Here is a 20694-nt window from a genome sequence, read left to right on the forward strand (position 1 = left end):
CAGCAAAGAAGGCACGCATGTGCCCCAGACACGCGACGCCAGCAGCGTGGAGCGCCTGTACCTGGAGCTGCGCGAGCGCGCCATGAACTACGACTTCCGCCCCGGCGCGCGCATCAACGAGCAGGCGCTGGGCCGCGAGTTCGACATCAGCCGCCCGCCCCTGCGCGAGGCGCTGAACCGCCTGGTGGCCGAGGGCTTCCTGGACTTCGTGATGAACAAGGGGTTCTTTCGCAAGGCCATCAGCGTGGAGGAGCTGTACAACCTCTACCAGGTACGCATCGCGCTGGAGCGCCGGGCCGTCTTTTTGGCCGTGCACAACGCCACCGACGCCGAGATCGACAGCCTGCGCAGCTACTGGGATGGGGTGATGGCCGAGGCCTCGGGCATGTCCATCGGCGACCTGCTGCTGGCCGACGAGGAGTTCCACCGCCGCCTCACGGCCCTGTCGCACAACCGCGAGCTGAGCCAGTTCCTCGAGCAGGTCACCCGCCGCATCCACGTGGCCCGGCATATCGACCTGGAGCAGTCCGACTGGAACGCGCGCGCCTTCAACGCCCACGCGCAGCTGCTGGACCTGCTGCAGGCCCGCAAGCTGGAGCCGGCGCTCGCCGCACTCAGCGACCACATCGACCTGAGCCTCAAGCGCGCCGTGCAGATCACCAAGGAAATGGTGGCCAAGTTCTTCCTGCAGGACCAGACATGGACGTCCTCCCGGCAGCCCGAGGTGGCGCCGGACGTCGAGAGCGCCATCCCTTAAGCGCCCGTCCTACGGCCCCTATTCACGCGTGCGGACGGGGCAGCGCCTGGCCCCGCCCTAGGATGGCGCCAAGGAGATGGCCATGAGCGCTTTGACCTTCGCAGACCGCACTGAGGCCGGCCAGGCGCTGGCCCGTGCGCTGGAGCATTACCGCCACGCACCGGGCGCGCTGGTGCTGGCCCTGCCGCGCGGTGGCGTACCCGTCGCCTACGAGGTGGTACGCACCCTGGCCTTGCCCATGGACGTTCTCGTGGTGCGCAAGATCGGCCATCCCCAGCACCCCGAATACGCCCTGGGCGCCGTCGCCAGCGGCGGTGTGCGCACCATGAATGACAGCCTGCAGCGCGTACCTGCGCACGAGCTGGACGCCGTGGTGGAGCGCGAGCTGCAGGAGCTGTCGCGCCGCGAGCGCCGCTACCGGGGCGAGCGCCCCCTGCCCTCCCTTGCCGGGCGCACGGTGATCGTGGTGGACGATGGCTTGGCCACCGGCGCCAGCATGCGCGCCGCGGCCCAGGCCATCCGCGCCCAGGGCCCGGCGCGCCTGGTGCTCGCTGTACCCGTGGGCGCACCAGACGCCTGCGAGGCCCTGCGCGCCCTTGCGGACGAAGTGGTCTGCCCGCTCCAGCCCGAGCCGTTCGACGCCGTGGGCCGCTGGTACCTCGACTTCGAACAAGTGGAGGACGAGCAGGTGCAGGCGCTGATGGAGCGCGCCCTGCAGCAAACCGAGGGAGCCCAGACATGACCACCGCTGAACAAGCCGCCCCGCGCACCCCCAGCCCCTCCGAGGACGCACAACTGCTGCGCGACCTGGCGCCGCATCTGCACCCCTTTCAACGTGCCGACACGGCCCCTGGCCTGGCGGACTTCATCGGCTCGGCGCGTCTGGTACTGATTGGCGAAGCCAGCCACGGCACGCACGAGTTCTATCTGGAGCGTGCGCGCCTGACCCGCCACCTCATCGTCGAGCACGGCTGCACCGCCGTGGTGGCCGAGGCCGACTGGCCCGACGCCCTGCGCGTGGACCGCTACGTGCGTGGCCGCTCGGATGACGTGGACGCCGAGGCCGCTCTGGCCGGTTTCGAGCGCTTCCCCACCTGGATGTGGCGCAATACCGTGATGCGCGAATTCGTCGAATGGCTGCGCGAGCACAACAGCCGCGTGGGCGCCTCGCACCAGGTAGGTTTCTTCGGCATGGACCTGTACAGCATGTACACCTCGCTGCGCGCCGTTATTGCCCATCTGGACAGCGTGGACCCGCAAGCCGCAGCGCGCGCCCGGGCGCGCTATGCCTGCTTCGACCACCGCGCGGGCGAGGACAGCCAGGCCTACGGCTACGGCGCCGCCTTCGGCGCCGTGCCCAGTTGCGAGGACGAGGCCATCGACCAGCTGATGGAGATGAACCGGCGCGCCGGAGCCACGCTGGGCGCCGACCGCGATGAGGCCTTCTACGCCCAGCAGAACGCCCGCCTGGTGCGCAACGCCGAGGAGTACTACCGCACGCTGTTCGGCAGCCGGGTGTCGTCCTGGAACCTGCGCGACACGCACATGGTGCAGACCCTGGCGGCACTGGACAAGCATTTGCAAACCACCCGGGGCGCGGCGCCGCGCATGGCCGTGTGGGCGCACAACTCGCACCTGGGTGATGCCAGCGCCACCGAGATGGGCCGCCTTGGCGAATTCAATGTGGGCCAGCTGGCGCGCGAGCGCTGGGGGCGCGATGCAGTATTGATCGGCCTGTCCACCTACCACGGCAGCGTGACGGCAGCCTCGGAATGGGACGGGCCGGCCGAGCGCAAGCGCGTGCGCGACGCCTTACCCGGCAGCTTTGAACGGCTGCTGCACGACAGCGGCCACGCCCGCCTGTGGCTGCCGCTGCGCGGCGAAGGCGAGGTGGCGCGGCTACTGCATCAAGAGCGGTTGCAGCGCGCCATTGGCGTCATCTACCAGCCAGAAACTGAGCGCCAGAGCCACTACTTCCACACCCGGCTGCCGGGCCAGTTCGACGCACTGTTGCACATCGATCGCACCCACGCCCTGCAGCCCCTGGTGCCCGAGCGCCATTGGCACGAGGGCGAAGGCGAGGTGCCGGAGACCTGGCCCAGCGGCCTGTAGGAAAGAGGAGTTAGCGGGCCGCTCGCCGGCCACCGCGCGCCAGCAGCAGCACCAGCGCCAGGCCTATCAGCACGAAGCAGATGAAGGACCAGTTGGCGATGGAGCCACCCAGAAAGGTCCAGTCCACCGCCGTGCAGTCGCCCGAACCGCGGAAGATCATGGGAATGGCACGGCTCAGGGGATAGTTCTCGATCATTCCGTAGAAGTCGCGCCCGCAGGTGGCGGTCTCGGGCGGATACCACTGCAGCCAGCTCTGGCGCGCCGCCACGAAGGCGCCGAACCCGGCCGCTACCAGGGCCAGCAAGCCCCATGTCATCCACCAGCCTTTTTGGCCTCTAGCGCTTGCCAGGCCTGCGAAGACCGCTACACCAATGAGAGCGTAACGCTGCACGATGCACATCGGGCACGGCTCCAGCCCGACGACGTATTGCAGGTACATGCCAAAGGCCAGCAGGCCCACGCAGGCGGCGGCGATCAGGCCCAGGAGACGGCGCGGCGCCGTGTCGAACCAGTGGAGCAGCATTGGAATTCTTTTCTTTCTGTCGTTGGAGAGTTGGGGGCGCCTGCCGGGGCCGGGCGCCCTTCCTTTCCCTAGAAAGAAGAGAAAGAAAGAACGCTCAGATGCCGGCAGCCTGGTCGAGGAACACCTTGGCGCGCCGCGGTGTCACCACCAGCGTCTCGCCCTCGCGCAGGCCCATGTCGTAGAACTGCTGCGCCGGGATTTGCGCCTCGATCAGCGCGTCTTCCTGCGCATTGTCCGCCGATTGGGTGCTACCCTCGGGGATAAGTTCCAGCCGCGCAATCGGCCCCACGACGATGGCGCGCGCCAGCTGCGCCACGATGCCGCTGGGCCGGCCGTCGGCGTCCAGCGCCTGCCCGGGAGAGTAGCGCTGCACGTCCAGATCATGCGGGCGCACGTAGGCGAAGGCGGCCGCGCCCTCGGCGCCCGCGGCCTCCGTGCTGTCGAGCTGCAGGCCGTCGTCCAGATGGATGCGCCCGGCGGCGGCGCGGCCCTTGAACAGGTTCACGTCGCCCAGAAAGCCGTAGACAAAGGGGCTGGCCGGGTTGTCCCAGACCTCGCGCGGCGTGCCTTCCTGTTCGATGCGGCCCTGGTTGATGACGACCACGCGGTCGGCCACCTCCAGCGCCTCCTCCTGGTCGTGCGTCACGAAGATGCTGGTCACGTGCAGCTCGTCGTGCAGGCGGCGCAGCCAGCGGCGCAGTTCCTTCCTGACCTTGGCGTCCAGCGCGCCGAAGGGCTCGTCCAACAGCAGCACCTTGGGCTCCACCGCCAGGGCGCGCGCCAGGGCGATGCGCTGGCGCTGCCCGCCCGACAGCTGCGACGGGTAGCGGTCGGCGATCCAGTCCAGCTGCACCAGCTTCAGCAGGTCCATGACCTTCTGGCGGATGACGGACTCGGCAGGCCGCTCCTTGCGCGGCTTCATGCGCAGGCCGAAGGCCACGTTGTCGAACACCGTCATGTGGCGAAACAGCGCGTAGTGCTGGAAGACGAACCCCACGCCGCGCTCGCGCACGTGCACATCCGTGGTGTCTTCGCCGCTGAAATGGATACTGCCCACGTCGGGCGTTTCCAGCCCGGCGATGATGCGCAAGAGCGTGGTCTTGCCGCAGCCGGACGGGCCCAGCAGCGCGATGAGTTCGCCGGACCGGATGTCCAGGTCCACTCCCTGCAGCGCCTGGAAGTCGCCGAACCGTTTGCTGACGTTGCGGATTTCAATGCTCATAAATCAATAGCTTTCAGCGCAATGCTGGCGCGGGTTGAGGCCGCTCCGGAGGCAAGGCGGCAGCGGCCTTGCGTTCCCGCTCGCTCATCCACTCGGCCACCGTCTTGATGACCAGCGTGACCAGCGCCAGCAGGGCCAGCAGCGAGGCGGCGGCGAACGCCGCGACCGACTGGTACTCGTTGTAGAGGATCTCCACGTGCAGCGGGATGGTGTTGGTCTGCCCGCGGATGTGGCCCGAGACCACCGACACCGCGCCGAACTCGCCCATGGCGCGCGCGTTGCACAGGATCACGCCGTACAGCAGGCCCCACTTGATGTTGGGCAGCGTCACGTGCCAGAAGGTCTGCCAGCCATTGGCGCCCAGCACCACGGCGGCCTGCTCCTCGTCGTTGCCCTGGGCCTGCATCAGCGGAATCAGCTCGCGCGCAATGAAGGGGAAGGTGACGAACACGGTGGCCAGCACGATGCCCGGCACGGCGAAGATGATCTTGATGTCGTGCGCCGCCAGCCACGGACCGAGCCAGCCGTTGGCGCCGAACACCAGCACGTACATCAGGCCGGCGACCACCGGTGAGATGGAAAACGGCAGGTCGATCAGCGTGGTCAGGAACGCCTTGCCCTTGAACTCGAACTTGGCGATGCACCAGGCAGCCGCCACGCCGAACACCAGGTTCAACGGCACGGAGATGGCGGCGGTGATCAGCGTCAGTCGAATGGCGGACCAGGCATCGGGCTCGCGCAGGCCGGCCAGGTAGGCATCCAGCCCCTTGCGCAGCGCCTCGGTGAACACGGCAGCCAGCGGCAGTACCAGAAACAGCAGCAAGAAGACCAGCGCAACGCCGATCAGGACGCGGCGCACCCAAGGTGCCTCAGTGGTGCCGGCCCGGGCGCGGCGCGTGGTGGGAGAAGTGCCGCCGCTCATGCCGGCATCCCCGCGCGCTTGCGCTGCCAGGCCTGCAGCGCGTTGATGACCAGCAGCATGGCAAACGAGATGACCAGCATGACCACGGCCACGGCCGTGGCGCCGGCATAGTCGTACTGCTCCAGCTTGCCGATGATGATGAGGGGCGTGATCTCCGAGACCATGGGCATGTTGCCGGCGATGAAGATGACCGAGCCGTATTCGCCGATCGCCCGTGCGAACGCCATGGCGAAACCCGTGAGCAGCGCCGGCAGGATGGCCGGGAAGATGACGTGCCGGAAGATCTGCCAGCGCGTGGCGCCCAGGCTGGTGGCGGCTTCTTCCAGTTCCTTTTCGGTGTCCTCGAGCACCGGCTGCACCGTGCGCACCACGAAGGGCAGGCCGATGAAGATCAGCGCGATGACCACGCCGTTGGGGTTGAAGGCCAGCTGGATGCCCAGCGGCTCCAGGTACTGGCCGATCCAGCCGTTGCCGGCCAGCAGCGCCGTGAGCGAGATGCCAGCCACGGCCGTGGGCAGTGCGAATGGCAGGTCCACCAGCGCGTCGACGATCTTCTTGCCCGGGAACTGGTAGCGCACCAACACCCAGGCGATCAGCAGGCCGAAGACCAGGTTCACGCAGGCGGCGATGAAGGAGGCACCGAAGGTGAGGCGGTACGAGGCCAGCACGCGCGGCGCGGCCACGGCCTCCCAGAACTGGGGCCAGGTGAGCGAGAAGCTCTTGAGCACCAGCGCCAGCAGCGGGATGAGCACGATGATGCTCAGATAGAACAGCGTGTAGCCCAGCGTCAGGCCGAAGCCGGGCAGCACCCGCCGGCCTTTGCGCCGGCGCGGTGCGTCAGGCTGGGCCGTGCCCAGCGTCAGCGTCGTCATGGCTGGCTTACTTGCCCGGCTGGTAGAGCTTGTCGAACTGGCCGCCGTCGTTGAAGTGCACCTTCTGCGCCTCGGTCAGGCTGCCGAAGTACTTGGCCACCGTGAACTGCTGGATGGGCTTGAACAGGTCGGCGTGGCGCTTGAGCACGGCCTCCGAACGCGGGCGGATGGCGTGCTTGGCGGCGATTTCCTGCGCTTCGTCGGAGTACAGGTAATCCAGGTAGGCCTTGGCCAGTTCGCCCGTGCCCTTCTTGGCCACGGTGCGCTCGACCACGGCCACCGGGTTCTCGGCGGTGACGCTGGTGGACGGGTACACGGCATCGACCTTGCCCTTGCCGAACTCGCGCTCAACCGATACGACTTCCGACTCGAACGTGATCAGCACGTCGCCGATGTTGCGCTGCAGGAAGGTGGCCGTCGCGTCGCGCCCGCCCTTGGCCAGCACCGGCACGTTCTTGTACAGCTTGCCGACGAACTCCGCCGCCTGCGCGTCGGTGCCGCCCTTCTCGCGCACGCTGCCCCAGGCGCCCAGGTAGGCGTAGCGGCCGTTGCCACCGGTCTTGGGATTGACCACGATGACTTTCACGTCCGGGCGGACCAGGTCGTCCCAGTCCTTGATGTTCTTAGGGTTGCCGTGGCGCACCAGGAACAGCATGGTGGAAGTGGTGGGCGAGGCGTCGTGCGGAAACTTTTTGGCCCAGTCCTTGGCCACCACCCCGTTGTCGGCCAGGAACTGCACGTCGGTCGTGGTGTTGAAGGTGACCACGTCGGCCGCCAGGCCGTCGTTCACGGCACGCGCCTGGGCGCTGGAGCCGGCGTGCGACTGATCCACGCGCACATCCACGCCCTTGGTCTTCTTGTAGTGGGCGATGAAGGCCTGGTTGTAGTCCTTGTAGAACTCGCGCGCCACGTCGTAGCTCACGTTCAGCAGCGAGTTGGCCTGCGCCGCAGCCAGGCCGCTGGCGGCCAGGGCCACCGAGGCAATGAGGGTCTTGAGGACGGTCTTCTTCGAGGTCATCGGTACAAATCCTGGGCTGTAAGAAAAAGCTCCAGACATTGTGCGGCCGCCTTCTTAGAACTCAAAAGAATATATTATTTTAAATTTATCCAATTCTTGAATAAGGGACCGTCGCGGAGACGTCCTCCAGGCTCACACGCGGCGGCAGCACCTCCCCGAGGAAGTCGAGAAAGCTGCGTACGGCTGGCGCCAGACCGCGGCGAGAAGCGAACACGGCATGCACGATGCCGCGCGCCGGCGCCCACTCGGGCAGCAGCTGCACCAGCCGGCCGGCCTGGATATCGGGCATGCACATGTAGTCGGGCAGCCAGCACAGTCCCGTGCCTGCCAGGGCGGCAAGGCGCAACGTCACCAGGTCGTCGGCCACATACCGGGGGGCGAATTGCACCGTCTCCTGGCGTCCGCCGGGCCCGCGCAAGTCCAGGCTGGCGCGGCCTTCCGCGGCGGACATGGCCAGGGTGTCCATGCGCCGCAGGTCTTCCAGCGTGGCAGGCAAGCCCTGGCGCGCCAGCTGCGCCGGGCTGGCCACCAGGAACTGACGGCCTTCGCCCAGGCGCTTGACCACCATGCTGGCGCTGTCGTCCACCGAGCTGCGCACGCGCAGGGCCACGTCCACGCCCTCCTCCACCACGTTGACCACGCGGTTGCTGACCTGCATCTCCACCCGCACGGCCGGGTGGCGCTCCAGGAACTGCGGCATCAATTCGCCCAGCACCGACTGCGCCAGCGTCACCGGGCAGGTCACGCGCACGGTTCCGCAGGGCTCGCTGTGTACCTGATCCACCGTGTCCTGTGCAGCCTGGGCCGCCTCGCGCAGCGCCAGGCAGTGGCGCAGGTAGGCCTGGCCCACCTCGGTCAGCGACAGGCTGCGCGTGGTGCGCTGCAGCAGGCGCACGCCCAGGCGCGCCTCCAGCTCGGCCACCCTGCGCGACAGGCGTGACTTGGGAATGCCCAGCGCCCGCCCGGCCGCAGCGAAGCCGCCACGCTCGGCGACCTCGGCGAAGTACAGCATGTCGTTCAGGTCCTGCACCGTGCGCCTCCGACTGGTTGTTCCAATGTCAGGACAATCTATCGCGCTTTATAGGGGTTATCAAGATTTAGTTCCAAAGACACAATCTATACATCCGCCCTATTGCGGGTTTACCCATACAAACAGTGACGAAAAAGGACATCCCATGAGACTGCTGCACATCGACTCGGCCATCACCGGCGACCAATCCGTTTCCCGCCAGCTCAGCGCCGACATCGTGCGCGCCTGGGTGGCCAGCCACCCCGGCACCCAGGTCGAGCACCTGGACCTGGCGGCCGACGCCCCCGCGCACTTCACCATGGATTCGCTGGCGCCCCGCACCGGCCAGACGGAGGGGCTGAGCGAGGCCCAGCTGCGCGAGAACGCCGTGTCCGAGCGCCTGGTACGCCAGTTCCTGGCGGCGGACGTGGTGGTCATCGGCGCGCCGCTGTACAACTTCACCATCCCCACGCAGCTCAAGGCCTGGATCGACCGCATCGCCCAGCCCGGCCGCACCTTCCGCTATACCGCCAGCGGCCCCGAAGGCCTGGCAAAGGGCAAGACGGTCATCGTGGCCTCCAGCCGCGGCGGCGTGTACTCCACCAGCGAGCAGGGCCGCGCCCTGGAGCACCAGGAGAGCTACCTGCAGACCATCATGGGCTTCTTCGGGGTGACGGACGTGCGCTTCGTGCGTGCCGAAGGGGTGGGCATGGGCCCGGAGGCCCGCACCAAGGCCCTGGCCGCCGCTGCCGGCGACATCGCCACCCATGTGCGGCCCACCGCTGCCAACCAGGAGCGCCTGGCGCAGGTGGCTTGAAACCCCAGGGTCTCAGCACAAAAAACGGCGCAATCGCCCGCCAGTCAAGCGCGGACAGCCATTTTTTTGATAGCTTTCACAGCTGGGCGAAGCGCCGCACCCAGGCCACGTACTTGTCCAGCCAGCCCTGCACGAACAGGCGGCTGGCCTCGCCAATCCGTCCGTCCTCGGTGAACAGCCCGTCGCGGGCCTGCAGAAACGCTTCGGGCTGGCCCAGGGTGGGCATGTCCAGATAGGCCAGCACGTTGCGCAGGTGCTGCTGCGCCATGCAGGTGCCGGGCGCGCCGGTGGACACGCCGATCACCCCGGCCGGCTTGCCGGCCCACACGCTCTGGCCGTAGGGGCGCGAGGCATGGTCAATGGCGTTCTTGAGCACGCCGGGCACCGAGCGGTTGTATTCCGGCGTGACGAACAGCACGCCCTGGGCACTCGCGATCTCGGTCTTGAGCCGGCGCACGGCGTCGGCCGGCTGCGCCTCGTCGTCCTGGTTGTACAGGGGCAGGTCGTCGATGCGCACCTGCGTCAAGCGGAAGTCCTGCGGCGCCATGCGCTCCAGGGCGCGGGCGAGCTGGCGGTTGAGCGAATCCTTGCGCAGGCTGCCGACGACGACGGCGATGCGGTATGTATCCACGGTGGGCCTTTCTGCGCTCCTGGCTGAGCGCGGCTGGGGGTGAGAAAACAACCCGCCCATCATCGGCCTGGCGCGCCGGCGCATCAGCGCCCGCACGTCCCGTGTGTCTGTCAGCCGTCAGCGCAGCGCCAGGTTGTTCAGCTTGTCCAGCCGCTCGGGCCAACTGCCCTGGGCCGCCGACTGCGCCAGGATGCGCGTCCAGGCCACCCAAGCGTCCCACTGCACGCGCTTGTCCCACGAATTGCCCCAGGTGCAGAACTGCTGCAGCGCCCCATTCGCGGCGCACTCGGCGTCCTCGCCCCGGCCGGCGGACAGGTACAGCTGCGCCAGCACCATCTGCGGCTCGCCCACCCAGGGGTTGAGCTGCACGGCCTGCTCCAGCGTGGCGGTGGCGGCGTCCAGGTCCACCAGCGGCTGGGCCAGCTGCACCACCGACCAGTACAGCGCGCAGGCCGCCGCCTCATCCCGGGGTGCCAGGGCCTCGCGGCAGCCGGCGAACACTGGCGGCAGCGGCAGCTGCCCGGCCAGCGCCGGGTGGTGCAGCGCGCGGCCCAGCGCCGCCACCTGGCTGACCATGCGGGCCGTGGGCCGCATCGGGCCGGGCCACAGCGACGCGCCCCAGTGCACGGCCTGGCGGCGCGAGGTGTCGGTGCCGGGGAAGCGCGAGTAGATCTCGTCCTGCCAGCTGAACCATTGCTCGATGGTGTCGGCCATGCTGACGATGGTGAATGCCGCCACTTCGTAGGCGCTCAGGCGCACGCTCTGGCGCGGAGCGGCACCATTGAGCTCCACCTGCAGCGAGCCATCGTCCTGCACCTCGCCGGCCAGCACCTTCTGCACGAACTGCGCCCGGCTCATGGTGCAAAACAGGTGCACCAGATGCTCGGCTTCTTCGCCGACTAGGCCCTGCAGGCGCTGGCGTTCGCTGGCGGCGTCGAACTTCACCAGGTCCACGAAGGCATTGCCGTAGACGCTGTGCAGCAGGCCCAGCAGGCGCACGTCGCGCGGCTGCTGCCACAGGGCCAGCGAGCGGGCCACGCCCACCAGGTGGTGGCGGAAGGTGCCGGCCTTGTGCCAATCCTGCCCCACGCCGCGGGCCAGCACGATGGGCAGCACGGGCGCCAGGTCGGCGTCGCGCTGCAGCCATTCGTCGTCCAGCAGCGGTAGCGCACGCTGCAGCAGGGCGTCGTCCAGCGGGGCAAAAAGGCGGGGCGTGTCGATCATGGCGGAAGTCTCCGTTGTGTGGTTCTGCCCCGAGTATGCGGCAGGCCCGTTTTCAGAGCCAAATCGACCTCTAACGCCTGCCAGACAAGCGCTGGCAGCTATTGAAACAAGAGCAAACTGTCAGCGATGCGACAGCCGGCGCACGGCCCAGTCACCCAGGCTCTGGATGGCCTGCACGAAGACGATGAGGATGACCACCACGGCCAGCATCACGTCCGGCAGAAAGCGCTGGTAGCCGTAGCGGATCCCCAGGTCGCCCAGCCCGCCGCCACCCACGGCGCCGGCCATGGCCGAGTAGCCGGTGAGGCTGACGAAGCTGATGGTCAGGCCGGCCACGATGCCGGGCAGCGCCTCGGGCAGCAGCACCTTCCAGACGATCTGGCCAGTGGTGGCGCCCATGGACTGCGCGGCCTCCACCAGGCCGTTGTCCACCTCGCGCAGCGCCGTCTCGACCAGGCGCGCGACGAAGGGCGCGGACGCCAGCGTCAGCGGCACCACGGCGGCCCAGGTGCCGATGGACGAGCCCGTCACCAGCCGCGTGAACGGGATGATGGCCACCAGCAAGATGATGAAGGGGGTGGAGCGCACGGCGTTGACGATGCCGCCCACCAGCCGGTTGGACCAGCCGTTTTGCAGGATGCCGCCGGTGTCCGTCAGCCGCAAAAACACCCCCAGCGGAATGCCGATCAGCCCGCCCAGCACGCCGGACACGCCGACCATGACCACCGTCTCCCACAGCGAGGTGGCAAACAGCTCCAGCATCATTTCCGAAAAATTCTCGAACACGTCTCTCGCCCTCGCCTCAGTCGTGGTTCACGTCCACCGTGCGCACGGCCACGCCGTGTCCGCGCAGGTAATCGATGGCGGCGCCGATGCGCGCCATGGGGCCGCTGGCATACAGCGCCAGCGAGCCGAAGGTCTGCTGCTGGATCTCGTCGATCTGCCCGTGCAGGATGGACAGGTCCAGCCCCAGCTCGCGGATCAGGTGCGACAGGATGGGCTCGTAGGCCTGCTCGCCGGCGTATGACAGGCGCAGCAGCTGGCCGCTATGGCCCGGCGCCAGCCGCGCCGCCAACTGGCGCACGCGTGCCAGCACGCTGGCGGGCAGCTCCTGCGGCACGATCTCGTCGATCAGGCTCTTGGTGATGGACTCGCGCGGGCGGGTGAAGACGTCAATGACGCTGCCCATCTCGGCGATGCGGCCGGCGTCGATCACCGCCACACGGTCGGCGATCTGCTTGATGACCTGCATCTGGTGCGTGATCAGCACCACCGTCACGCCCAGGTCGCGGTTGACCTGGCGCAGCAAGTCCAGAATGGAGCGCGTGGTCTCCGGGTCCAGCGCGCTGGTGGCCTCGTCGGACAGCAGCACCTTCGGCCGGCTGGCCAGCGCCCGGGCGATGCCCACCCGCTGCTTTTGCCCGCCGGAGATCTGCGCCGGGTAGCGGTCGGCCAGGTGCGACAGGCCGACCAGCTCCAGCAGCGGCCCGACGCGCTCGCGGATCTCGGCTGCCGACAGCCCGGCCAGCTCCAGCGGCAGCGCCGCGTTGCCGTACACGGTGCGCGAGGACAGCAGGTTGAAGTGCTGGAACACCATGCCGATCTCGCGCCGCGCGGCGCGCAGCTGGCTGTCGGACAGCTGCGTCATGTCGCGCCCCGCCACCAGCACCTGGCCGCTGCTGGGCCGGTTGAGCAGGTTGATCACGCGCACCAGCGAACTTTTGCCGGCGCCGCTGCGCCCGATGATGCCGAACACCTCGCCCGGCGTGATGTGCAGGTCGATGCCGCGCAGGGCCTCGACGGGGCCGCTGGGGCCCTGGTAGATCTGGGTGATACCCCGAAGGTCGATCATGAACAAAAGTGCAGGAAGCGAAAAAGCGCCGCGCCGCAGGCGGCCTGCGGACACGCGGCGTGGCGGGGTAAAAATGATGGGACAGCGCCCGATGCGGACCGCGCACTACGGCCGGCGCGCTATTAAAAGCGTAGCTGCCAGCGCCGTACTGGCGGCGCTAGGAAGCCTATTTTACGTCGAACCTTCCTGGTGCATGATCTGCTGCACCTTGTGCACGAAGGCCGGCGCGTCGAAGGGCTTGACGATCAGCTCCATGGCCGTGCCCACCAAATCGTCGCCCATGGCGGCGCGCTCGGCGTAGCCGGTCATCAGCAGTACGCGGATGGCCGGCAGCCGCTCGCGGGCGAAATCGGCCACCTGGCGGCCGTTGGGTCCGGGCAGACCCACGTCGGTGATCAGGAGGTCGTACTGCAGCACGCCGGACAGCAGGGCCATGGCTTCGGCGCCGGTGGCCGCCTGCATGACCTGAAAGCCCATGTCGTGCAGCAGCTCCACCACCAGCGAGCGCACCGTAGCGTCGTCCTCCACCACCAGCACCGAGTCGCGCCGGCGCGCCTGCGGCTGGGTGCTGAGTGCCGGGTGCGGCTCCTCATCGGCCTCCTGTTCGCTGCGCGGCAGGTACAGGTGCACGGTGGTGCCGCCCCCCTCGCGGCTTTCGATCTCCACCGCCCCGCCGGTCTGGCGCATGTAGCCGTAGATCATGGACAGGCCCAGGCCCGTGCCCAGACCGATGGGTTTGGTGGTGAAGAACGGGTCGAAGGCGCGCTCGATGACGTCGGCCGTCATGCCGGTGCCGGTGTCGGTCACGCTCACGCGCACATAGTCGCCCGCGGCCATGCCGCTGCGGCCCCGGGCCATGTCACGGCCGTCGCCCACGGTCTGGTTGCACACGGCCAGGCGCAGCGTGCCGCCGCCGGGCATGGCGTCGCGCGCGTTGATGGCCAGGTTGAGCACCGCGCTCTCCAGCTGGTGCAAGTCGGTGCGCACGTTCCACAGCCCCTCGGGCTGCGCATCGATCGTCAGGGTGACGTTCTCGCTGCAGCTGCTGCGCAGCATGGATTCGAGCCCTTGCAGCATGGCGGCCACATCGGTGGGGCGCACGTCCAGCGGCTGGCGCCGCGAGAACGCCAGTAGTCGCTGCGTGAGCGAGGCGGCGCGCCGGGCGGAGGCCAGCGCCGCGTCGATGTAGCGCTGTGCCTCCTCAGCGCGGCCCTGCTCCAGCCGCCGCTGCATCAGCTGCAGCGGCAGCACGATGCCCTGCAGCATGTTGTTAAAGTCGTGTGCGATGCCGCCCGTCAGCTGGCCGATAGCCTCCATCTTCTGGCCCTGGCGCAGGCGCTCCTGGGCCTCGCTGAGCTGCTCGCTGCGCTGGATCTCCTCGGTTTCGTCGCGCCCCACGGCGTGCAGGAAGCCGTTGGCCGCCACCACCGACCAGGCGATGTGACGCACCTGCCCGTCGCGGCGCAAAAAGCGCATGTGCACCTGCCGGCGGTAGGCCTCGGAGCGCAGCAGATTGCCCTCGGCGTCCAGCGCCGTGGTGTCGCCGTCAAACACAAAGGCGCGCACGTGCCGGCCCACGGTCTCCAGCTCGCTCCAGCCCAGGGCCTGCGTCCAGCCGGGGTTGGCGGCGACTATGACGCCGTCGAAGCGCGAAACGATCATCAGCGCGTCCGACAGCGCCCACAGGCGATCGCGGTCGGCGGTGCGCAGGGCAACCTCCTGCTCCAGCGAATTGGCCTCGGCGCGCAGCTGCTCCTGGGCGTGGTTGATCTGCGTGGTCTCCATGACGGTGGCGGCCCAGCCGCCCACCACGCCGCGCTCGTCCCGCACCGGGCTGAAGCAGAAGGTGAAGTAGGCCAGCTCGCTGTAGCCGTGCCGGGTCACGGTGAGCGGCATGTCCTGCATGAAGGTGGCCTCGCCCGCCATGGCCCGCGCGGCGATGCCGCCCACCACGGGCCAGGTCTCGTGCCAGACCTCGGGCATGGGCCGCCCCAGCGCCTCCGGCTTGTTCCCCAGGATGGGGCCGTAGGCGTCGTTGTAGAACATGGTCTGGTGCTCGCCCCAGACCAGGAACTTGGGGAAGTGCGAGGACAGCATGAAGTCCAGCACCACCCGCAACGCCAGCGGCCAGCCGTCGATGGGGCCCAGCGGGTGCGAGGCCCAGTCGAACGCGCGCACCTTGGCGCTCATCATCCCCGGGGCGTGGGGAAACTCGGACGGTTGGGGCAATGTGTCGGGCATGGAGCTTGTACGCGCGGCAAACGGCGCCGGCGTGTATACAAAAGAGTCTAGCGACGATTGCCGCGCATGCAAGCCTGCGGCCTGCCCGCTACACCTGGGCAGCGCTCCCTGCCTTAGCGCCGGTCGGCCAGCGCGTGGGCGATGGTGCCCAGGTCCACGTATTCCAGCTCGCTGCCCACGGGCACGCCGCGCGCCAGGCGCGTGACGCTGACGCCGCGGCGCTTGAGCGCCTCGCCGAGGGCATGGGCCGTGGCCTCGCCCTCGGCGGTGAAGCTGGTGGCCAGGATGACCTCCTGCACCACGCCGTCGCCCGCGCGCTCCAGCAGCTGCTGCACGCCGATGTCGCGCGGGCCCACGCCGTCCAGCGGCGACAGCCGGCCCATGAGCACGAAGTACAACCCCTTAAAGGCGCCGGTGCGCTCCATGGCCGCCTGGTCGGCAGGCGTCTCCACCACCAGCAGCCGGGAGGCATCGCGCCCCGGGTCCTGGCAGACCTCGCAGACTGCCGCCTCGGTAAAAGTGTGGCAGCGCGCGCAGTGGCGCACGTTTCCCGCCGCCTGCGCCAGCGCCTGCGACAGCACCTGCGCCCCGGCCCGGTCGTGCTGCAGCAGATGGAAGGCCATGCGCTGCGCCGACTTCTGCCCCACCCCAGGCAGCCGCCGCAGGGCCTGGATCAGCGCATCAAGCGAACTGGTGTCAGACATGGTTTCAAACCCGGTACGTTATGCAAAGCCACGCGCAAAACCGGCGCGCCCCAAGCCAGCAGACGCCGTGGATCCGGCTCCGCCGGTCCAGTGGCGTCGTCCCCCTTCCCAGCGCGCAGCGCGCCAGAGAAGGGGGAAGGCCCGAAGGGCCTCAGGGGGTTGTCCTTAGAACGGGAATTTCATGCCCGGCGGCAGCCCCGGCATGCCGGCGGTGATCTTGCCCATCTTCTCCTGCGAGGTCTCCTCGGCGCGGCGCACGGCGGCGTTGAAGGCGGCGGCCACCAGGTCTTCCAGCATGTCCTTGTCCTCGGCCAGCAGGCTGGGGTCGATGGTCACGCGCTTGACGTCGTGCTTGCAGGTCATCAGCACCTTGACCAGGCCGGCGCCGGCCTCGCCTTCGACCTCGATGTTGCCCAGCTCATCCTGTGCCTTCTTGAGGTTGTCCTGCATGGCCTGGGCCTGCTTCATCAGGCCGGCGAGCTGTCCCTTGTTGAACATGGTGGTTTTCCTTTGCTTTCTTGGTTGAACGGTTTCCCACTGGAGGGAAAAGCTGAAGACTGGCGCGCCCCGCAGGGCGTTGCGCTGCGCTATGCAGGCCGGATGCTGCCCGGCACGATTTTGGCCCCGAACTCGCGCACTAGCTCCTGCACGTAGGGGTCGGCGTGGACGATGGCCTCGGCGCGCCGCTGGCGCTCGGTGGCGGCGTGGGCGTTGCGCCGCGCCGGGCTGTCGCTGATGCGGCCCACCTCCACGCTGATCTGGCTGGCGCAGCCGGCAGCCTCCAGCGCGGCGCGCAGGCGCTCGTGCGCCGCGCCCTGGTTCAGCGATTCGCGCTCGATACGCAGCAGCCAGTGGTCGCCGTCGCGGGCGATCAGTTGCGACTGCAGCGCCAGCTCGCGCGGCAGCGCGGTGATGGCACCCTCATCGACCAGGCGCTGCACGGTGGCGTGCCAGACGTCGCCCTCCTCGGTGCGCACCAGCGGCTCGGATGCCGGCAGGCCGCCCGCGCCGCGCAGGGGCTGCGTGCGCGCGCCCGGCTCGGGGGCGGCACGCACCGGCACTGCTACGGTTTCAGTAGCTGCTTGCGCAACACTGGCGGGCGCTGGGGGCCTTTTTTGTGCAATTTCTTCGGGCGCCCGTACGGGCAGGCGCACGGCCGGATGCGGGTCGGCGGGCGGCGGTGCCTGGGGCGGCTCGGCCGCCGGTGCCGGGGCGGCAGGTGCAGGAGCGGACGGCATCTGCACAGACACCGCCGGCCGTGCCGGTGCCGGCACCACGCCGGTAGCCGGCTCAGCCAGCGCGGGGCTCAGAGTTTTTTTTTCAGCCGGGCCGGGCTGCGGCGTTGGCTGCCCTGGCTCGGGTGCGGGTTTGAAGGCCAGCAGCCGCAGCAGCGCCATGGTCAGCGCGGCGTACTCGTCCGGCGCCAGGCCCAATTCGGCGCGGCCGTGCAAGCAGATGCTGTAGAGCAGCTGCGTCTCGTCGGCCGGCAGCAGGGCGGCCAGGCGGGCGATCTCGGCGGCGTCCGGGTCGCTGGGGTCGGCCTGCTCGGCCATCTGCGGCACGGCCTGCAGCACCGCCATGCGCTGCAGCACGGCGCTCATCTCCTCCAGCGTGGAGGCAGCCGACAGGCCGTGCGTGCGCAGCACCTCGCACGTCTGCAGCACGGCGCCGCCGTCGGCGCGCGCGAGCGCGTCGATCAGCGCGAAGACGTGGCTGCGGTCCACGCTGCCCAGCATCTGGCGCACCGTGGACTCCTGCAGCTGCCCGCCGCCGAAGGCGATTGCCTGGTCGGTCAGCGACAGCGCATCGCGCATGGAGCCGCGGGCGGCGCGCGACAGCAGGCGCAGCGCCTGCGGCTCGGCGGCGATGCCCTCGGTGCCCAGCACGTGGCCCAGGTGCTCCAGCACGACCTCGGGCGCCATGGGCCGCAGGTTGAACTGCAGGCAGCGGCTGAGCACGGTGACCGGCACCTTCTGCGGATCGGTCGTGGCCAGCACGAACTTCAGGTATTCCGGCGGCTCCTCCAGCGTCTTGAGCATGGCGTTGAACGCCGTGTTCGTGAGCATGTGCACTTCGTCGATCATGAAGACCTTGAAGCGGCCCTGCACCGGTTTGTAGACGGCCTGCTCCAGCAGGCCCTGGACCTCGTCCACGCCACGGTTGGAGGCGGCGTCCAGCTCGGTGTAGTCGGGAAAGCGCCCGGCGTCGATGGCCGTGCAGGCCGGGCACACGCCGCAAGGCGTGGCGGTGATGCCACCCTGGCCGTCAGGCCCCTGGCAGTTCAGCGACTTGGCCAGGATGCGCGAGACGGTGGTCTTGCCCACGCCGCGCGTGCCGGTAAACAGGTAGGCGTGGTGCAGGCGCTGCTGGGTCAGCGCGTTGGTCAGCGCCTGCACCACGTGCTCCTGGCCCACCATCTCCGAGAAGGTCCTGGGACGGTATTTGCGAGCGAGCACGAGATACGACATGGGGTGCGATTCTATGTGTCCCGTCCCACGCTGCGGCCTTGCGGGCGCGGGTACAATCGGCGGTGACGGGCCTCCCCGCATGGGGAAGCGGCCAACCGGGTCAGGTGGGGAACCAAGCAGCCCTAACCGTGGAGCCAGTGCCGGGGGTAAGGCTCGTCACCTCTTTCTTCTCTCCTCATTCTCCCAAGCAGCCCCACGGGGCTTTGTCCGACAGACAGGCGCGCCAACCAGCGCCCGCCGCGTGTGGGAGTGCGTCCATACTTTGAGCCAGCCCATCGGCCACTCAACGTGTGAACGCCATGACTGCTCGCCCCACCCTCCCGCTGCCTGCCAGCCCGGTGCTGGCGATCATCGTTTTGGGCCTCTGCGCCAGCATGTCCACTCGGGCCGCCGAAGGCCTGGCCGGCAGCGCCGAGGCGCTGATGCAGCAGCCGGACGAGCTGCCACCCCCCGCCTTCACCCTGCGCAGCGAGGATGCGCCCGCATTTACTGAGCCCGCCGACCCTCGCCGCCAACCAGCCTCCCACTATGGCGAGGTGACGGGTTGGCTCACTCCGTCCAAGCCCGCCAGCGTAGGGCTGACGCTGGGCGTGCTATCCGCCAACCTGCCCGGAAGCGGCAGCCGGGCTGCACCCCTGGCCTATGACCTGGGCGTGCGCTGGCGCAGCCGGCTGGAGCAGCGGGTCCACCTAGACGTACAGGCCTGGACACGCACCCCGCAGCAGTTCGCCGCCTATGACGCCATGGGCATGATCTGGTCGCGCGAGCCTGCCAGCGTAGGCACGCGGCTGGAAGTGCAGTGGAAGCCCTCGCGCACCGGCGGCCTGGTGCCGGAGTTCGGCGCCATCGGCGTGCAGCTGCAGGGCGACGCCAAGCTGCTGCTGCGCGCCAAGCGCGGCGGGCCGATGCTCTATTACCGCGCCAAGTTCTGATCCGCCGCGGCTGCAAGCCAGCGCGCCGCGCCTTGCCCCGCCGCCAGGCCGGTGGCAAAGCAGGCGGTGAGCAGGTAGCCGCCGGTGGGCGCCTCCCAATCCAGCATCTCGCCGGCCACGAACACGCCCGGCAGCGGGCGCAGCATCAGCGCCTCGTCCAGCTGCTCGAAGCCCACGCCGCCGGCGGTGCTGATGCACTCGTCCAGCGGCCGGGGTGCCCCCACGGTGACGGGCAGGGCCTTGATGGCCTCGGCCAGCCGCGCGGCGTCCTGCACCCCCTCCTTGCCCAGCACCTCGTGCAGCAAGGCCATCTTGATGCCGCCCAGGCCCAGGCGGCCCTTGAGGTGGCTGCTCAGGCTGCGCGCGCCCCGCGGGTGGCGCACTTCGGCCAGCACCCGCTCGGGCGAATGGTCGGGCAGCAGGTCGAGGTGGAAGGTGGCATGGCCGTGCGCCGCGATCTCGTCGCGCAGCAGGCTGGAGACGGCGTAGACCAGGCTCCCCTCCACTCCGGTGGCTGTGGCGACGAACTCGCCGCGGCGCTGGAAGTGCCGCCCCTGCCCGTCGGTGAACGACAGCGCCACCGCCTTGAACGGCTGGCCCGCGAAGCGCTCGGCGAAATACGGCGACCAGCCCGGCCGCGCCGCGTCCTGGCGGCCCAGCAGCTCTCGCAAGAAATCGCGCCGCGTCTCGCCCGCGGGCGCCCGCGCGCCCAGCACGTCGAAGCCACAGTTGGCCGGGGCCAGCGGTGCGATGGCCACACCCTGGCTCTCCAGCAACGGCACCCAGGCACCGTCCGAGCCCAGCCGCGCCCAGCTGGCGCCGCCCAGGGCCAGCACCAGGGCGCGCGCCCGCACCATGGCCGGACCAGCGGGCGTGGCAAAGCGCAGCAACTGCGGCTCGCCCACCTGGGGCGCATGCGCCCAGCCCAGCCAGCGCTGACGCATGTGCAGCTGCACACCGGCCGCGCGCAGGCGCTGCAGCCAGGCACGCAGCAGCGGCGCGGCCTTCATGTCGGTCGGAAACACCCGGCCGGAGGTGCCCACGAAGGTCTCTACCCCCAGCTCCAGCGCCCAGTCGCGCAGCTGCTGCGGGCCGAAGGCCTGCACCAGGGGCGCCAGCGCCGCCTCGCGCTCGCCGTAGCGGGCCAGGAAAGGGGCGACCGGCTCGGAGTGCGTGAGGTTCAGTCCGCCCTTGCCGGCCAGCAGGAACTTGCGTCCGACCGAGGGCATGGCGTCGAACACATGGACGCGGCGCACGCCCGCAGAGGCAGCCGCCTCGGCCGCCATCAGCCCGGCGGGGCCGGCGCCGATCACGGCCAGGTCGCACACCAGCGTTTCGTCCTGCGGCATGCCCGGCAGGTGCGAGTTTGAAAGTTGGTCAGTCATCATTC

Annotated in this window: 20 protein-coding genes and 1 other RNA gene; 6 read left to right on the plus strand and 15 right to left on the minus strand. The window is 69.2% G+C overall.

Features of this window, described 5'->3' with window-relative positions:
* Positions 1-19 precede the first annotated feature (19 nt).
* The 3 genes from RT282_RS09940 (at position 20) to RT282_RS09950 (ending at position 2869) form a co-directional block, all read left to right on the plus strand.
* Positions 20-757: a GntR family transcriptional regulator gene (locus tag RT282_RS09940; protein WP_313313552.1), complete on the plus strand. Its 738-nt coding sequence runs from the start codon at positions 20-22 to the stop codon at positions 755-757.
* An 82-nt stretch (positions 758-839) separates the two neighbouring features.
* Complete coding sequence (locus tag RT282_RS09945) at positions 840-1499, plus strand: phosphoribosyltransferase family protein (RefSeq protein ID WP_313313555.1); 660 nt, start codon at positions 840-842, stop codon at positions 1497-1499.
* Positions 1496-2869, plus strand: coding sequence for an erythromycin esterase family protein (locus RT282_RS09950; protein WP_313313557.1), 1374 nt, complete (start codon positions 1496-1498; stop codon positions 2867-2869). Before RT282_RS09945 ends, RT282_RS09950 begins: the two co-directional genes overlap by 4 nt.
* Before the next feature lie 10 nt (positions 2870-2879).
* Here the strand turns inward: RT282_RS09950 and RT282_RS09955 are convergent, their stop codons facing one another.
* The 6 genes from RT282_RS09955 to RT282_RS09980 form a co-directional block, all read right to left on the minus strand.
* Positions 2880-3392 carry a disulfide bond formation protein B gene (locus RT282_RS09955; protein WP_313313559.1) on the minus strand — a complete coding sequence of 171 codons (513 nt, stop codon included), beginning with the start codon at positions 3390-3392 and terminating at the stop codon, positions 2880-2882.
* Positions 3393-3486: 94 nt separating this feature from the next.
* Positions 3487-4614 carry a sulfate ABC transporter ATP-binding protein gene (locus tag RT282_RS09960; protein WP_312302858.1) on the minus strand — a complete coding sequence of 376 codons (1128 nt, stop codon included), beginning with the start codon at positions 4612-4614 and terminating at the stop codon, positions 3487-3489.
* A 13-nt stretch (positions 4615-4627) separates the two neighbouring features.
* Positions 4628-5536 (minus strand): sulfate ABC transporter permease subunit CysW, encoded by a 909-nt coding sequence (gene cysW / locus RT282_RS09965; RefSeq protein WP_313313562.1) that lies wholly within the window; start codon positions 5534-5536, stop codon positions 4628-4630.
* Positions 5533-6408, minus strand: coding sequence for a sulfate ABC transporter permease subunit CysT (gene cysT / locus RT282_RS09970; protein WP_313313564.1), 876 nt, complete (start codon positions 6406-6408; stop codon positions 5533-5535). The genes cysW and cysT overlap by 4 nt, the downstream gene beginning before the upstream one ends.
* 7 nt (positions 6409-6415) lie before the next feature.
* Positions 6416-7426 (minus strand): sulfate ABC transporter substrate-binding protein, encoded by a 1011-nt coding sequence (locus RT282_RS09975; RefSeq protein ID WP_313313566.1) that lies wholly within the window; start codon positions 7424-7426, stop codon positions 6416-6418.
* An 85-nt stretch (positions 7427-7511) separates the two neighbouring features.
* Positions 7512-8456 carry a LysR family transcriptional regulator gene (locus RT282_RS09980; protein WP_313313568.1) on the minus strand — a complete coding sequence of 315 codons (945 nt, stop codon included), beginning with the start codon at positions 8454-8456 and terminating at the stop codon, positions 7512-7514.
* A 145-nt stretch (positions 8457-8601) separates the two neighbouring features.
* Between RT282_RS09980 and RT282_RS09985 the strand changes: the two genes are divergently transcribed.
* On the plus strand, positions 8602-9252 hold the full coding sequence (locus RT282_RS09985; RefSeq protein ID WP_313313570.1) for an FMN-dependent NADH-azoreductase: 651 nt from the start codon (positions 8602-8604) through the stop codon (positions 9250-9252).
* Positions 9253-9328: 76 nt separating this feature from the next.
* Here the strand turns inward: RT282_RS09985 and RT282_RS09990 are convergent, their stop codons facing one another.
* The 8 genes from RT282_RS09990 to dnaX all read right to left on the minus strand — a co-directional run bounded on the left by RT282_RS09990 (position 9329) and on the right by dnaX (position 18372).
* Positions 9329-9883 (minus strand): NAD(P)H-dependent oxidoreductase, encoded by a 555-nt coding sequence (locus RT282_RS09990; protein WP_313313573.1) that lies wholly within the window; start codon positions 9881-9883, stop codon positions 9329-9331.
* Between the two features lie 117 nt (positions 9884-10000).
* Positions 10001-11107 carry a tetratricopeptide repeat protein gene (locus RT282_RS09995; protein ID WP_313313575.1) on the minus strand — a complete coding sequence of 369 codons (1107 nt, stop codon included), beginning with the start codon at positions 11105-11107 and terminating at the stop codon, positions 10001-10003.
* A gap of 120 nt (positions 11108-11227) precedes the next feature.
* Positions 11228-11893 (minus strand): methionine ABC transporter permease, encoded by a 666-nt coding sequence (locus RT282_RS10000; protein ID WP_312758981.1) that lies wholly within the window; start codon positions 11891-11893, stop codon positions 11228-11230.
* A gap of 16 nt (positions 11894-11909) precedes the next feature.
* Positions 11910-12959 carry a methionine ABC transporter ATP-binding protein gene (locus tag RT282_RS10005; protein WP_313313579.1) on the minus strand — a complete coding sequence of 350 codons (1050 nt, stop codon included), beginning with the start codon at positions 12957-12959 and terminating at the stop codon, positions 11910-11912.
* Positions 12960-13130: 171 nt separating this feature from the next.
* A complete protein-coding gene (locus RT282_RS10010) occupies positions 13131-15200 on the minus strand; it encodes an ATP-binding protein (RefSeq protein WP_313313581.1) in 2070 nt (689 codons plus the stop codon).
* A 113-nt stretch (positions 15201-15313) separates the two neighbouring features.
* Entirely contained in the window at positions 15314-15904 is a 591-nt protein-coding gene (recR, locus tag RT282_RS10015) for a recombination mediator RecR (RefSeq protein WP_312302881.1), read from the minus strand.
* 165 nt (positions 15905-16069) lie between these two features.
* Positions 16070-16402 carry a YbaB/EbfC family nucleoid-associated protein gene (locus tag RT282_RS10020; protein ID WP_312302883.1) on the minus strand — a complete coding sequence of 111 codons (333 nt, stop codon included), beginning with the start codon at positions 16400-16402 and terminating at the stop codon, positions 16070-16072.
* A gap of 89 nt (positions 16403-16491) precedes the next feature.
* Positions 16492-18372 (minus strand): DNA polymerase III subunit gamma/tau, encoded by a 1881-nt coding sequence (dnaX, locus tag RT282_RS10025; protein ID WP_313313584.1) that lies wholly within the window; start codon positions 18370-18372, stop codon positions 16492-16494.
* A 64-nt stretch (positions 18373-18436) separates the two neighbouring features.
* Between dnaX and ffs the strand changes: the two genes are divergently transcribed.
* Positions 18437-18533: signal recognition particle sRNA small type (ffs, locus tag RT282_RS10030), an RNA gene on the plus strand.
* A gap of 138 nt (positions 18534-18671) precedes the next feature.
* Positions 18672-19304: a hypothetical protein gene (locus RT282_RS10035; protein ID WP_313313587.1), complete on the plus strand. Its 633-nt coding sequence runs from the start codon at positions 18672-18674 to the stop codon at positions 19302-19304.
* Here the strand turns inward: RT282_RS10035 and RT282_RS10040 are convergent.
* The gene (locus RT282_RS10040; RefSeq protein ID WP_313313589.1) at positions 19286-20689 is read right to left on the minus strand and encodes a TIGR03862 family flavoprotein; all 1404 of its coding nucleotides are present in this window, start codon (positions 20687-20689) and stop codon (positions 19286-19288) included. The two genes, RT282_RS10035 and RT282_RS10040, sit on opposite strands and share 19 nt — an antisense overlap.
* Positions 20690-20694: the final 5 nt, after the last annotated feature.

The sequence above is a fragment of the Pulveribacter sp. genome (genome assembly GCF_032079985.1).
GTDB lineage: Bacteria > Pseudomonadota > Gammaproteobacteria > Burkholderiales > Burkholderiaceae_C > Melaminivora.

Bases quoted from the DNA above. Each gene is read 5' to 3' on its own strand.
- RT282_RS09945 (WP_313313555.1), top strand. From the start codon at position 840: ATGAGCGCTTTGACCTTCGCAGACCGCACTGAGGCCGGCCAGGCGCTG.
- RT282_RS09950 (WP_313313557.1), top strand. From the start codon at position 1,496: ATGACCACCGCTGAACAAGCCGCCCCGCGCACCCCCAGCCCCTCCGAG.
- RT282_RS09955 (WP_313313559.1), bottom strand. From the start codon at position 3,392: ATGCTGCTCCACTGGTTCGACACGGCGCCGCGCCGTCTCCTGGGCCTG.
- RT282_RS09960 (WP_312302858.1), bottom strand. From the start codon at position 4,614: ATGAGCATTGAAATCCGCAACGTCAGCAAACGGTTCGGCGACTTCCAG.
- cysW (WP_313313562.1), bottom strand. From the start codon at position 5,536: ATGAGCGGCGGCACTTCTCCCACCACGCGCCGCGCCCGGGCCGGCACC.
- cysT (WP_313313564.1), bottom strand. From the start codon at position 6,408: ATGACGACGCTGACGCTGGGCACGGCCCAGCCTGACGCACCGCGCCGG.
- RT282_RS09975 (WP_313313566.1), bottom strand. From the start codon at position 7,426: ATGACCTCGAAGAAGACCGTCCTCAAGACCCTCATTGCCTCGGTGGCC.
- RT282_RS09985 (WP_313313570.1), top strand. From the start codon at position 8,602: ATGAGACTGCTGCACATCGACTCGGCCATCACCGGCGACCAATCCGTT.
- RT282_RS09995 (WP_313313575.1), bottom strand. From the start codon at position 11,107: ATGATCGACACGCCCCGCCTTTTTGCCCCGCTGGACGACGCCCTGCTG.
- RT282_RS10005 (WP_313313579.1), bottom strand. From the start codon at position 12,959: ATGATCGACCTTCGGGGTATCACCCAGATCTACCAGGGCCCCAGCGGC.
- RT282_RS10010 (WP_313313581.1), bottom strand. From the start codon at position 15,200: ATGCCCGACACATTGCCCCAACCGTCCGAGTTTCCCCACGCCCCGGGG.
- recR (WP_312302881.1), bottom strand. From the start codon at position 15,904: ATGTCTGACACCAGTTCGCTTGATGCGCTGATCCAGGCCCTGCGGCGG.
- RT282_RS10020 (WP_312302883.1), bottom strand. From the start codon at position 16,402: ATGTTCAACAAGGGACAGCTCGCCGGCCTGATGAAGCAGGCCCAGGCC.
- dnaX (WP_313313584.1), bottom strand. From the start codon at position 18,372: ATGTCGTATCTCGTGCTCGCTCGCAAATACCGTCCCAGGACCTTCTCG.
- RT282_RS10035 (WP_313313587.1), top strand. From the start codon at position 18,672: ATGACTGCTCGCCCCACCCTCCCGCTGCCTGCCAGCCCGGTGCTGGCG.
- RT282_RS10040 (WP_313313589.1), bottom strand. From the start codon at position 20,689: ATGACTGACCAACTTTCAAACTCGCACCTGCCGGGCATGCCGCAGGAC.